This is a genomic window from Methanococcoides sp. LMO-2 (genome assembly GCF_038432375.1).
Taxonomy (GTDB): Archaea; Halobacteriota; Methanosarcinia; order Methanosarcinales; family Methanosarcinaceae; genus Methanococcoides; species Methanococcoides cohabitans.
Genome location: NZ_JBCAUS010000006.1, coordinates 262756 through 276092 on the forward strand (window position 1 = coordinate 262756; position 13337 = coordinate 276092).

A 13337-nucleotide genomic window follows, 5' to 3' on the forward strand; every position below is an offset into this window, starting at 1 on the left:
TTTAGTTGATTTTCCCTGATTATAATTTGTTATGGAAAGTATATTAATTAGCACTAAGAAATTATATATTACAGTTAAGATTGACATAGATGTCTGATATTTGTTCTGCTATATTCTCCCAACTATAGCGTTGTGCATGGTCAAGGATCTTATTCTCATCCCAATTTACGTCTAATGAATGAGATATTTTTTCTGCCAGATCCAGGGAATCACCGGGTTTTACAAGAAAGCCAAGATCATCGGACGTTATAATCTCCGGAACACCGCCTACACTTGTTCCCACAAATGGCTTACCACAAGCCAGACTTTCAACCAGAACTGTGGGGTTGCCTTCATTCAGGCTTGGCAACACAAATATATCACAGGCATTCATCCAGAGAGGTACTTCATGGTGTGGTTTAAGGCCCACTATTTTCACATGATCCTGTAAATTGGAGGACAAGATCTGTTTCTCTAATTTCTCCCTCAGTACACCATCACCCACAATATAGCACAACACATCATCCCTTTTGGAGACAACTTTTTCCATAGCTTCTATCAAGTAGGAATGGCCCTTCACTTCGCCATATGGATTCCCAACATTAAGAATGATCTTTTTGTCTTTCGACAAACCAAGTTTATCCCGGCATTCCTGTTTGTCCAGAGGATAGAACTTCTTTTGATCATAGCCATTGGGGATATGGTAGACTTTCTCCAGATCGATGCCTACATCCCCCATCAGAAAGATATCACCTTTCCTTACACGGATTATTGCATCGGACATTTGCCATGAATGAATAAATATCGGATCTTTCTCATCAATCGCTTTTTGAAATGTACCAGAAGTATGTTCAGTAATAACCACAGGCACTCCGAACTTTTTCTTAACTTCCACTGCAACTGCACCAGAAGGCCAGGTGAAATGGGCATGAATTATATCAAATTCAATGCCCTTTTTTTCCAGAAATTTAAGAACTGCATGAGATTCAAGTTTTACCCAGAACTCCTTTTGATATTTATAAAAAAAGGGCAGATTGAAGTATTTTGGAAAGAAAACGTGAACATTGTCATAAGAGTAATCTTCAAAATGCGTCTTCCTGATATACTCCATGCCATAAGCAACAGGTGAGATTACGTAGACATTTTCGAAATGCCTGCGAATATATTTCAATTGCTCTTTTACAAATATCTCTACAACGTAGGTATCCGAAAAGTTAGGGAAATTATTAGTCAGGATCAACAGATTTCTGAGTGACATTATCTCAACTCGTTAATAACGAACTTATATTTCCCTGCCTTCGTTAATTCAATAGAATCAACAAATTCGAACTCTACATCCCATGAGGAGGATTTGGATTTTATTGCGTCCCTGATAAGAGAGAGATTGTCCGGATTGAAAGTATCTTCAACTACCAGTTTTATCAGGATCTTATCGATCTGTTTCTGAATTACCTGATAATTTCTGATACCGTCATCGTGTTGCCAGAAGATATACATTAAGAAGTACCCATGAACCTTCTTACCTTCCGGAGTAATGAACATATCCACCGAGCGTCCCATAACCTCTTTTAATAGTTTTGATCCTCTGCCACAACCACATTTATCCTCAATAATATGGCCCATATCCCCTGTACTATACCTTATAAAAGGCATGGCATAATTGTGTAAACTTGTAGCTAGGATAGTTCCAATACCCTCTGACATCTGAGATCCATTATCATCAACAACTTCCATGATGCTTCGCTCTGTATCGATATGCAGGCCATTATGTTCAGAGCATTCATATGCACCCACCCCACCATCGTTCAGTCCGTAAGCATCATAGACCTCACAGTCGAAAACATCACTGATATGAGCACGCATATTCGGAAACAGTTTTTCTGCAGTCGTATAGACCACAGGAATTTTAGGCAGGTCAATACTATTTTCCTCAACAAATGATGCAAATGTATCTATGGATGAGGGATATGCACGGATTGATTTGGGATTGAATGAGCGTATTATATTCGCATATTTGTACATGTCTTCGTTGCTCATATCAAAAGAAGATAACCTGCGAATATTGCGGGCAATTTCGTGTACTTTGTTTGTAATTCGTGAGCTACCATCAATACCAAGGGACATACCTGCCAGAAATACCATCTTATCCCCAAGTTCATAACCTCCATATCCCCATCCGCGATAAAGCATTACTCCTGACATAAAACGATCATGTTTTAACAATCTGAATGGGAAGGGAGTACCTGTAGAACCCCCTGTGGCCAGAGAATAATATTTCATTTTGTTCAGATTAGCTGGCTTGAAGTCCTCCCAGTTCTCTCTGATGATATCTTTGTTCAAAACAGGAAGTTTCTCCAGGTCTTCCAGTTTTTTGATGTCTTCAGGTCTTAGATCCAGACTTTTGAATAATTTATGATAATAAGGAACATTATCATAAGAGAACGATATCAGCTTTCGAAGCTGAGCTTCCTGATCCGATTTCAGATCTTGATAAGAGTACCATTGTGACATGACAGCAGAATTGTACATAGATAAGAAACGATAGTCGCCCAGCATATGTGCAAATTTGAACAATGGAACATGAAACACAGATTAAACCCCCTTATGAGATACAACTTACTTCTTAGAATAATTTTCCACAAATTCCACCATGAATTTCGTAACATCGATCTTATCAGCTAACAGGACATCCCTTTTCTGTCTTCCTTTTTCTTTCAGATCAGGATTCTGCAATAATTCCAGTGCCTTTTCCAATGAGTCTTTACCCATCGTATTTTCATCATAGAAGTTGTAGACCAGATCATACAGTTTCTCTTCTTCGTCCGTATAGCCCCTCCCCGCGTAATCACAGAAAATCGAGTGAGTACCCAGGACTGCACATTCTGAGGCCATGGTCGAACTGTCCCCATAAAGCAAAGTCGCATAATACAACAGATGATGGATCTTTTCCGGGGAAACACTAATCCTGTACTCCTCAAGCTCAGGAGGCAGTTCGTTTTCAGAAGTGATCAGGACACGACCGTATTCTTTTAGTTTATCAACAGCAGTAAATTTGTCTTCCAGGGTCAATGTCCTGTGACCTTTGTCATGACTTGCCTCCCAGGAAACAAATCTCAGGATAATGAAAGGATCATTCTCGGTAAGTCCGAGTTCACTGAGAATCTCCGGATCCGGAGTGAAGTAATCCGGATGAAGGTATGCCAGCTCATGATAGCCATTATATCGCACCTGTTTTTCCCCAAGATCAAGCCTGTAACATGACGGAGTGCATATAACGGATGCAAAAGGATCAGTTATCGTGTGTTCTATTTTTGCATGCTCGGTATCATCAAAAACGATGGAAGGTTTTCTGATGATCTTTCCCACATGAGCAACATAGGCATTTCCTACTCCGCCTATCAAAATATCAGGTTTAAATTTCCTTGCGATCCGGTACAGATTATATTCGATCTTCAGCAACTCTGTGGCTTTTGAGAATAAGGAAGGTTTTGCACTTCCAACAACATCATATTCAAATCCATATGCTTTAAGTAAATGTAAAGAAACGTCCTTATCAACCGTAGTAATCCTACATGCGTGACCCCGTTCTTCCAGAACCCGGATAGCATTTTTGAACAAATGGATCTGGCCAGGATGTGCCATATTGAATAATATCCTCATTTTCTCACCACAGATAAAACCTTCTTCACCAGATTGACAGCCACATCCATACTGCAATATAAACCCCAATCCACCATATTCAATGACCAGCGTTCCGGATGTGCAAGAAGATAAAGGTTCTCCAGTTCACCACTTTTGATAAGATCGATCAGATCATCCGTCGTATCGGCAGTGAAATCTTCAGTCTTACCGGGGATAAAATCCCTCAAACTGTTCCTAGTACTCCAGCTTCTTCCTGTATCTGAAAAATAATTAAGTTCTGGCCCCACAGAGAGATAGGCCTCACCAATAATTCCATAATCCTTAAAGTCATAAGATTTCCAAAGGTCCCTGTTATCGTATTTTGAGAGCGGCCTTCCATGCATACAGATGGTTTTCACCTTGTAGACGTCATCAAAGTCAGCCAGATGTGCCTTGAACAATTGAACCCCCTTTTCAGGGTCACCATTTGCTTCGCTTAATGTCTCATAATGATAACCGATCTCGTGACCCATGTCACGTATCTGTTTCATTATTTCCGGCTTGAACACACTTTTTATCGATCTGAAGTAGTATGTAGCCCTGATACCCAGCTCATGCTCTATCCGTGCGGTTTCCAGTGAATGTCCCGGCATCCGGTCAACATCGTGTCGCATCAGCACAAACCTGTCAGGATGATCACCACTCATGTATTCTGCCATTGTAACAGTGGGATAATCTATGGCTATTGCCTCACAGAGAAGTCGGAATTTACTGATAGTGAAATCATGTTCATCAATCCTCAACATCAGAGATCACCACACAGCAATGTCTCAAACAAAAGTGAGCTCATTCGATCTCACCTTCTACAGACCGGGAACCTGAACCCCTCAGATCCTTATCAGACTCCTGCATATCGAACAGCATTGCGAACAGCAGGAACTGGGTTCCTGATATAAGTATCAGGGCATCCAAGACCAACAGGTTCGAAGATACCGGCCATTGCATCAGAGTAGCTATGATCATTGAAAGACCGAACAACACGCCCACAGGAATGAACGCCATGCCTAGGATGTAGAACAGGACGAGTGGATGGAAGTTGAGTATCATGTACTTCATCTTCAGCCTCCAAAGGAACTTCCTGAACAGCATCATAGACACTTTGCTAATGTAAGGACCGTACTTGATCGTTGATTTTTCCTCACCGTATTTGGCAGGCATGACAACATCAAGGGTCCTGAAACCAAAAGCATTCAATCTCACAAGTATGTGGTTGCAGTAACCATAGTACGTGTAGATCTCATCCAGGCCGATCTCCCCCAGTGCTTCCTTTGAGATGGCAGTATAACCGTTCTGCGGATCCATGACGTGCCAGTATCCACTGGCTATTTTCGTGATGAACGTGAGCATCGAGTTACCCAACAGGCGAAATCCGCTCATGCCGCCACGATACTCCGTACTGAACAGGCGGTTACCTTTGGTGTAATCCCCTTTGCCCTCAATAATAGGCATCAACAGTTTTGGCAGCTGGGCAGGGTTCATCTGGTTATCCCCTCCCATGACCGCAACGACATCCATCTCTTCTTTCAGCGCCTGTTTGTAGCCATTGACGATTGCAGCACCCACACCTTTATTGGCCTCATGCGTTATCACGAACAGCCTGGAATCGTCCAATGCATCAAGGATCTTTGCAGTATTATCAGTACTCGCATCATTTATCACATATATCCGATCAACGTAATGGGGAATTCCATCAATGGTCGCTTTTATCAGCTTCTCTTCATTATACGCAGGCACTACCACACCTATACGTTTACTTGCCAGCAACTCCCTTTTGATCGGATCGATTATCTTGATAGGTACCTCACGTACCCTGAAACCGGCATTGATAGCATCATCTATCAACTCGAGCTCGATCATATTGTCGCCCTTTGTGAACCTGAAAATCTCGAGCGTCTTCGAAGAATATGCACGGAATCCACTGGACATGAAAAACTGACCCTTGCCCCGGGATCCAAAATCCTCAAACGTAGTACCAAAACCAGTGACCGATGAAGTAACATAAGCACCGTTCACAACATCTGCATCCCCGGAAAGCACAGGATCCAATACTGCAGGTATGTCGTCAGGATTATGAAAACCATTAGCATAGAGAGTTACAAGTACAGATGGGTTTATTTTTCTGGCTTCTTCAAAAGCTGTTTGCAAGGCAGCGGCCTTTCCCAGGTTATCCCCGTGCTGGATCACTTTTACACCCATATTCCTGGCAATATAGGCTGTCGCATCACTGCTCCCATCATCAACAAGAATTATCTGATCCACATAGAGCTTCGTTCTCTTAATGATGTGCTTGATATTAACCTCTTCATTATATGCAGGAATGACGGCTACAACATTCATTGCCACACCTCGCCCCTGTTTTTAATAGAAATAATAAAGTTGCACATCACCCACAACCTCCCAGATGAATATTTCTAAATAATGTTATATAAATGCGTACGTCAACAGAATCATCTAATTGGAACAATTACAAAAAGACATAATTTTATACCAACCCCCACATAACAATCCACCATGGGACGAGAATTTTCAGACATGGATAAGAAGGTCTTCAACAAGCTTGCACCAGAGAACGGCGGGACACATATGTCCGAGATGGGACACCCATATCCATTCATACTTAGACCGATATCCCACAAGATCGCAGAGGATGCGGATGACTTCAGGGAGAGGCTTGAGAGACTTGACAGTGAGGAAGCGGAATACCTTGCAGGGCTTGCAATGGAAGGGAAGGAAGACATCCGGTCCCTTGATGAGGATGATGTGGATTCCTTTTTTGATATGGTAAGAGAGAAGGTCTCCGAGGAGCGGGAAAAGGAGCTTCGGATCAAGCTGGGGATATTATGAAGGAACTGCTCTTCGGAACGGCAGGAACCCCCCTCAGTGCTAAGAAGAGAGGGAGCGTCGAAGGGATCCAGCGCATCCGTGAGCTTGGTCTGGGATGCATGGAGCTGGAATTCGTACGCGGGGTGCGTATGAAGGAAGGCATGGCTGAGAGGGTCAGGGCTACAGCTGAAGAAGAGGGCGTGGCACTCAGCGTGCACGCACCGTATTACATTAATCTCAATTCCGCAGAGGATGAGAAGATCGATGCCAGCATCGAGCGCATCTACCAGTCGGCCCGAATCGGGGCACTCTGCGGTGCATCATCCATTGTGTTCCATCCTGCCTACTACCACAAGCAGGACAGTGAAGTAGTGATGGAAAGGGTCAACGTGCTGCTTGGCAAGTTAGCATCAAGGCTTGAGGACGAGGGCATCGATGCGGTGCTTCGCCCGGAGACCACCGGCAAACCTACGCAGTTCGGCAGTCTGGAGGAGACCCTGATGATGGCGGAAGCCATCGAGGGGGTCATGCCCTGTATCGATTTTTCGCATCTGCACGCAAGAAGCAGCGGAGAGTTCAACACACTTGAGGAATTCCGGGACGTGCTCGGGAAGGTGGAAGAATACCTGGGCAAAGAAGGGCTTGAGGACATGCACTGCCACGTTTCCGGCATAGAGTACGGAGAGAAGGGGGAGAAGAACCACCTGGTACTCCGGGAGTCGGATTACAATTATACTGACCTTATGGCAGCGTTTCGGGAATTTGGGGTGAAAGGACTTGTGATATGCGAGAGTCCGAATCTGGAAGAGGATGCGTTGTTATTGCAGGATACGTTCAGGAATACTGATTTTTAATAAAGAAGAGAAAAAGACAGGGAGCATTTAGCTCCTGTTCTGCAATAAGAAAACGAGTAGTATATCAGTAATTCTCACAAACTTCAAAGAAGTTCATGAAAAGCTCCTCGCCCTGTGCTGTGTGAGCAACTTCAGGATGCCACTGTACGCCATAGATCGGTCTCTCAGGGTGGCGCATTGCCTCTATTTCGCACACATCCGAGCGTGCGAGGTGCAGGAATCCTTCCGGAAGCGCTATGACCTCATCAGCATGGGAAGCCCAGACGGATGTTCTGGGACCAAGCCCTTTGAGGATATCGTCCTCATCCAGAATCTCCACATCGATCTCGGCATAGCCGCCGAGGTCGCCTGAACCGGTCTGGCCGCCGAAGGTCCTGGCAATGAGCTGGTGTCCCAGGCAGATGCCCAGAATCGGCCGGTCGATGCTCTCCACGTATTCCTGACAGAGACCTATGCGCTCCATTGACGGACCACCGCTTAAGATGATACCGTCCGGCTCCTGCTCGAGGATCTCTTCCACAGGGGTCGTGTTAGATACAATCTTCGTGTCCATGTCCAGATCGCGTACGGTTCTGTGAATAAGGTGACAGAACTGGCCATAATTATTGATAACAAGGATCTTTAACTCTCTCATGATGGAATCCACACCGGGTTGAGTCGATATTGGCAGTAAATGATGAATCTATATATAAGACTATTCCAGATTTCAGAAGGAACAAAATAATAAGATTTAAATAGTATATTGTGCTACTATGTCACATACTAACACGATCCAACAAATATCAATTACAAGAGTGATAATATGGCTGAAATAGGTAAAAGGATTCGAATTGAAAGGATTATGCACAGGGAAAGCAGAAACATGGTCATCATACCAATGGACCACGGAATGTCTGATGGACCCATCAGGGGAGTAATAGACATTGCAGACTCCATCAACAAGGTGGCTGAAGGCGGTGCAGACGCTGTCCTCATGCAGAAAGGAATGGTATACCACGGCCACCGCGGATACGGCCATGACGTGGGACTCATTGTCCATATGAGCGCATCCACAGCCCTGGGTCCTGATCCAAACGACAAGGTCCTTGTATGCAAGGTCGAGGAAGCAATGAAAATGGGTGCTGATGCAGTATCCATCCATGTGAACATCGGATCAGATACCGAAGCCGACCAGCTCAAAAAACTCGGATACGTCGCAGAACAGTGTGACGAATGGGGAATTCCACTCCTGTCCATGATGTACCCAAGGGGTAAGAAGATCACTGACCCTCACGACCCTGAAATGGTAGCACACGCCGCCAGGGTTGGAGCAGAGCTTGGTGCAGACGTCATCAAGACCGTCTACACAGGTGATGTTGACAGCTTCAGGGACGTTGTTGATGGATGTCCGGTACCCGTGGTCATTGCAGGCGGACCAAAGACCGAAACCGATGAACAGTTCCTTGATATGATCAGCGGTGCCATGGAATCCGGTGCAAGGGGAGTCGCCATTGGCAGGAACGTTTTCCAGCATCCAACCCCCACAAAGATGACACAGGCCATCACACAGATCGTCCACAAGGGCCTTTCTGTGGAGGAAGCACTACAAACACTTAAATGATGAAGGCGAATGGCGTATACATATGAAACCAAAGACCATCTGGATCAAAGCCGACAAAGGCAACTGGGACGACCATAAGGAAAGGATTACCACCGGACTGGAATCCGGCGTTGACTATGTACTTGTGAACGCTGATGAAGTGGAAAAAGTGAGGGAGCTTGGCGACATCAAGGTCGCAGCCTTTGCCCACGATGACAAGTCCGGCGCTGACGTTGTTGTCGTCGGAAAGGGTGGAGAAGGAGACGGAACAAAGCCCCTGTCCCCTGACCCTGTAGGATCCCTTGACATGAGCACAGCCATCCGCTTAAAGGAAAAAGGCCTCACAGTAGGAGCATATGTGGTCATACAGAACAAGGCCTATGAGGAATTCGCAGCACAGATGGGAAAGGAATGTGATTTCCTGATCATCGTAGGAACCGACTGGAAGGTCATTCCTCTTGAAAACCTCATCGCAGGCCTTCAGGAAAGCGATGTGCAGATCATTGCCGGCGTTCGTGATGCTGAAGAGGCAAAGCTCGCCCTCGAGACCATGGAACACGGCTCAGAAGGCGTCCTGCTTGACAGTGATGATCCAAATGCCATCAAGTCCACCGTTGCAGTGGCCGAGAGCTCAGGCGTTGAAGCACTGGAGCTAGTACCTGCAAAGGTCACAAAGGTCGAACCCGTGGGAATGGGTGATCGCGTTTGCGTGGACACCTGCAATATGATGACACGCGGCGAAGGAATGCTCGTTGGCTCACAGGCAAGCGGCATGTTCCTTGTTCACTCCGAATCTGAGGAAAGCCCATACGTGGCATCCAGGCCTTTCAGGGTCAACGCAGGTGCAGTGCATGCCTACGTGAAGGTCGGTGAAAAGACCAAATACCTTTCCGAACTCAAATCCGGCGATGATGTCACCATCGTGGATGCACAGGGCAACCAGCGTGCAGGCATCGTCGGCAGGGTCAAGATAGAAAGACGCCCGCTCATGCTTGTAGAAGCAGAGGTAGAGGGCAACATAATCAAGAACATACTCCAGAATGCCGAGACCATCAAACTCGTGGACACAAAAGGCGAACCCATCTCCATTGCAGACCTTAAGCCAGGAGATGAGGTAATGGTCAACTACGAGGGAGGCGCACGCCACTTCGGCATGAAGGTGGAAGAAACCATCATCGAGAAATGAGATATGGTACACATAGGTAATTTCGACCTGGATAAGAGGGCAGCCCTTGTTGCAGCCATCAACAAGGACCCTCTTACCCAGTCAAAAGCAGCTGCATCCACAGGAGCGGATATCCTTGAGATCAGGCTCGACCTGCTCGGAATAGACACTCCTGAAACTGCAGCGAATCTGCTCAAAAAGCTTCGTTCTGACACAAAACTTCCCTGTATTGCAACCAATAGGTTACAAGCTGAGGGAGGAAACTGGGATGGCTCTGAAGAGGACAGGATTTCCCTACTTGAAGAGATTCTGCCATTCACGGATGCCATCGATGTGGAGCTCAGCGCAGACCCGGAACTTCGTAAAAGGCTCATAAAAAGAGCAAAGGAAGCGGGAACAACGGTCATCATATCATCCCACGATTTTGAGAGAACACCTGACAAAGCGGTTATCAGGGAAATCCTTGAGCGCTCCAGGCAGGCAGGAGCGGATATAGCTAAACTTGCAGTGATGCCAAACAGCATGCAGGACGTCCTTGAGCTTCTCGAGGTCACACTAAGTGAGAGCAACGTCTGCACCATTGCAATGGGACAGCTCGGCAAACACACCCGGATAGTCGGGCCATGCTACGGTTCAAAACTTACCTATGCAAGCGTGTCAAATGCTGTTGCACCCGGACAGCTGAAAGTACACGAACTTAAGAAAGCACTGGAGATGCTTCAATGAAACAGGTATTCGGAGTTCTTGGAGACCCCATCGCGCACTCAATTTCACCAGTCATGCACAATGCAGCCTTCGAAGCACTGGGCATGGACTGTACATACCATGCCTTCAGGGTAGAAAAGCAGAACCTTGGCGATGCCATAAAAGGTGCAAAGGCAATGGGATTCGGAGGACTCAACCTCACGGTCCCGTTAAAGGAGACTGCCATCGGACTCATTGAGACCGACCCGCTGGCAGCAAGGATCGGAGCTGTCAATACCATCGACTTTAAGGATGGTATCAAAGGCTACAATACCGACGGCATAGGCGCCCGGAAGACACTGGAAGATGCAGGGGTAGATATTGAGGATAAGAGCGTGCTGGTACTTGGTGCCGGAGGCGCCGCCAGGGCGATCGCCTTCACATTCACTGAAGCCGGTGCAAAGGTCAACATTGCCAACAGGACCCCTGAGCGGGCCATGACCCTGGCAGCCGAGGTAGGTAAGGTCAACGGCTTCGGGCTGGACGTACTGGACAGGTGCCTGGAGGACACTGACATACTAATCAATACCACCACCGTGGGAATGGACCCTAACATAGGAGATTGCATCGTTAACGCAGAGCAGATGCACTCCGACCTCACTGTTTTTGATATCGTTTACAATCCACTCAAGACACGCCTGCTTCAGGAAGCCGAAGCTGCCGGTGCAACACCGGTCACAGGTATCATGATGCTTGTCTACCAGGGCGCAGAAGCATTCCGCATCTGGACCGGCGTGGAACCACCTGTGGACGTGATGAAAAAGGCCGCAATGGAGGCCCTGAGACTATGAAGATGCTCATCATCGGCGGAACCGGAGGTATGGGCCAGTGGTTCACTAAGTTCTTCCTGCATCACGGCTACGAGGTGATCGTATGGGGAAGCAGTGGCAAGACCGAGATAGCTGAACAGATGGGAGTTAAATTTGCCACAGACCTTGACAAAGAGATCGGAGAGGCAGATGTAGTTGTCATCACCGTGCCCATAGACATCACTGCAAGGGTCATCAAGGAAACCGCACCGAAAATGAAGCAGGGGAGCCTCCTCATGGACCTTACCTCCATCAAGGCCGAACCCGTCAACGCAATGAGGGAATTCGCCCCTGAAGGCGTGGAGATACTGGGAACACACCCCATGTTCGGGCCATCCATCCCGACCTTACAGGGGCAGATCGTCATAATGAGTCCCACAAAAGGACGCTGTGATAAATGGTTCCCGATCATGCATGGACTCTTTGAGAAGAGTGGTGCACATATTGAGATCATCGATCCGGAAGAGCATGATAAGTTCGTTTCCGTGGTCCAGGGGCTTACCCATTTTGCATACATTACTATCGGAACCACGTTCAAAAGCCTTGACTTTGACATAAGCAAGTCCCGTCGTTTCATGAGCCCGGTATACGAGATCATGGTGGATTTCGTGGGTAGGATCCTTGGTCAGAACCCGTACCTGTACGCCCATATACAGATGAAGAACGAACAGGTGCTCAATGTCCACGAGGCATTCATCAATGAATGCAACCTGCTTTCGGATATTGTCAGGGAACAGGATACCGAAGCGTTCTGCAAGAAAATGACAGATGCTGCAGCCCACTTCAAAGACACGGCATCCGCACTTCACAGGTCGGACAAGCTCATCAATTCAAAGATCGCCGAGTTCGAGGAAATGATCGCATCCGCAGGTAAAGAAAGGGGGCTCCTGCACACCTACTCCGGCGTAACACATGTCGGTATCATCGAAAAGGTCACACCTTTGACAGTAACGCTATCAAGAGGTGACCGAACCATCGCCCTGAGGACCGAGAATGTCAGGTTGCTCACTGATGCGGAACTGAAAAAATGGAAGATCGACACCCTGAACCATCCGGTCAGGGATATCTCCGCCCTGATACCTGCAGGAGCAGATCCGGTTACCATAGAGAAAGTGATCTCCTGCGATGAGAGGATCGTTTCTGTCAGTATTGTCGATACATACTCAGGCATATCCGATAACAGGCTCAGTATTACATACCGCATTACCATACTCGGAGACCTCACTGCTGCAGAGGTGCAGGAAGACATCGAGGAACTGCTCCGGGGACTTGGATGCGGAATAAGAGGCCATGACCCCATCTGATATTTATGCCATGAAAACAAATTTAGTAATTCAGATTAAACAATGACAGGGGTGAACTTTTGACTAAAACTGATAAACTGCAGACTGCTGGTATGCTTCCCGGGGGGATCGAAAAATATCTTCGATTCTACAAAATGGGACTTTTGATAATCTCCATTTTTGGGATATACCTGGGAATTTCAGGATTATACCTGATCATTGTGGAGAACAATTACGTCTCAGGACTCGCAATGTTCCTTGCAGCACTCCTGTTATCACCACCACCTATTGGGATATCCAATATGGTTGCACGCAACCTTCACATGGAACTTACCATGGGAATAAAGGTAGGGTTCTCAACATTGCTGTTGTTCATAGCATGGTATTTCCTGTAAGGAAATAATAAATTTAAAAAAAGGA

General features: G+C 46.5%; 14 protein-coding genes. 8 read left to right on the forward strand and 6 right to left on the reverse strand.

The annotated features are described in order from the left end of the window. Window positions 1-61 precede the first annotated feature (61 nt). The 5 genes from WOA13_RS08905 to WOA13_RS08925 all read right to left on the reverse strand — a co-directional run bounded on the left by WOA13_RS08905 (window position 62) and on the right by WOA13_RS08925 (window position 5997). Complete coding sequence (locus tag WOA13_RS08905) at window positions 62-1237, reverse strand: glycosyltransferase family 4 protein (RefSeq protein WP_342127549.1); 1176 nt, start codon at window positions 1235-1237, stop codon at window positions 62-64. After that, entirely contained in the window at window positions 1237-2508 is a 1272-nt protein-coding gene (locus WOA13_RS08910) for a phenylacetate--CoA ligase family protein (RefSeq protein ID WP_342127550.1), read from the reverse strand. Before WOA13_RS08910 ends, WOA13_RS08905 begins: the two co-directional genes overlap by 1 nt. Before the next feature lie 87 nt (window positions 2509-2595). Continuing rightward, the gene (locus WOA13_RS08915) at window positions 2596-3639 is read right to left on the reverse strand and encodes a DUF354 domain-containing protein (RefSeq protein WP_342127551.1); all 1044 of its coding nucleotides are present in this window, start codon (window positions 3637-3639) and stop codon (window positions 2596-2598) included. Then, window positions 3636-4406: a polysaccharide deacetylase family protein gene (locus WOA13_RS08920; RefSeq protein WP_342127552.1), complete on the reverse strand. Its 771-nt coding sequence runs from the start codon at window positions 4404-4406 to the stop codon at window positions 3636-3638. The genes WOA13_RS08915 and WOA13_RS08920 overlap by 4 nt, the downstream gene beginning before the upstream one ends. Before the next feature lie 40 nt (window positions 4407-4446). Beyond that, window positions 4447-5997: a glycosyltransferase family 2 protein gene (locus WOA13_RS08925; RefSeq protein WP_342127553.1), complete on the reverse strand. Its 1551-nt coding sequence runs from the start codon at window positions 5995-5997 to the stop codon at window positions 4447-4449. Between the two features lie 174 nt (window positions 5998-6171). On the opposite strand from WOA13_RS08925, the gene WOA13_RS08930 reads away from it, so the two are divergent. Both WOA13_RS08930 and WOA13_RS08935 read left to right on the forward strand, forming a co-directional pair. After that, entirely contained in the window at window positions 6172-6504 is a 333-nt protein-coding gene (locus tag WOA13_RS08930) for a hypothetical protein (RefSeq protein ID WP_342127554.1), read from the forward strand. Further along, complete coding sequence (locus WOA13_RS08935) at window positions 6501-7337, forward strand: TIM barrel protein (RefSeq protein ID WP_342127555.1); 837 nt, start codon at window positions 6501-6503, stop codon at window positions 7335-7337. The genes WOA13_RS08930 and WOA13_RS08935 overlap by 4 nt, the downstream gene beginning before the upstream one ends. Window positions 7338-7401: 64 nt before the next feature. Here WOA13_RS08935 and WOA13_RS08940 read toward each other — a convergent pair whose 3' ends face one another. Continuing rightward, window positions 7402-7971, reverse strand: a complete 570-nt coding sequence (locus tag WOA13_RS08940) for a GMP synthase subunit A (protein WP_342127556.1) — start codon at window positions 7969-7971, stop codon at window positions 7402-7404. Between the two features lie 168 nt (window positions 7972-8139). On the opposite strand from WOA13_RS08940, the gene WOA13_RS08945 reads away from it, so the two are divergent. The 6 genes from WOA13_RS08945 to WOA13_RS08970 are packed head-to-tail and all read left to right on the forward strand — an operon-like array spanning window position 8140 to window position 13312. Further along, a complete protein-coding gene (locus tag WOA13_RS08945) occupies window positions 8140-8937 on the forward strand; it encodes a 2-amino-3,7-dideoxy-D-threo-hept-6-ulosonate synthase (RefSeq protein WP_342127557.1) in 798 nt (265 codons plus the stop codon). Window positions 8938-8959: 22 nt separating this feature from the next. Then, the gene (locus WOA13_RS08950; protein WP_342127558.1) at window positions 8960-10102 is read left to right on the forward strand and encodes a 3-dehydroquinate synthase II; all 1143 of its coding nucleotides are present in this window, start codon (window positions 8960-8962) and stop codon (window positions 10100-10102) included. Window positions 10103-10105: 3 nt separating this feature from the next. Then, window positions 10106-10807 carry a type I 3-dehydroquinate dehydratase gene (gene aroD / locus WOA13_RS08955; protein ID WP_342127559.1) on the forward strand — a complete coding sequence of 234 codons (702 nt, stop codon included), beginning with the start codon at window positions 10106-10108 and terminating at the stop codon, window positions 10805-10807. Further along, a complete protein-coding gene (locus WOA13_RS08960) occupies window positions 10804-11616 on the forward strand; it encodes a shikimate dehydrogenase (RefSeq protein WP_342127560.1) in 813 nt (270 codons plus the stop codon). Before aroD ends, WOA13_RS08960 begins: the two co-directional genes overlap by 4 nt. After that, window positions 11613-12938 carry a prephenate dehydrogenase gene (locus tag WOA13_RS08965; protein ID WP_342127561.1) on the forward strand — a complete coding sequence of 442 codons (1326 nt, stop codon included), beginning with the start codon at window positions 11613-11615 and terminating at the stop codon, window positions 12936-12938. Before WOA13_RS08960 ends, WOA13_RS08965 begins: the two co-directional genes overlap by 4 nt. A gap of 59 nt (window positions 12939-12997) precedes the next feature. Beyond that, window positions 12998-13312 carry a hypothetical protein gene (locus WOA13_RS08970; RefSeq protein WP_342127562.1) on the forward strand — a complete coding sequence of 105 codons (315 nt, stop codon included), beginning with the start codon at window positions 12998-13000 and terminating at the stop codon, window positions 13310-13312. Window positions 13313-13337 lie beyond the last annotated feature (25 nt).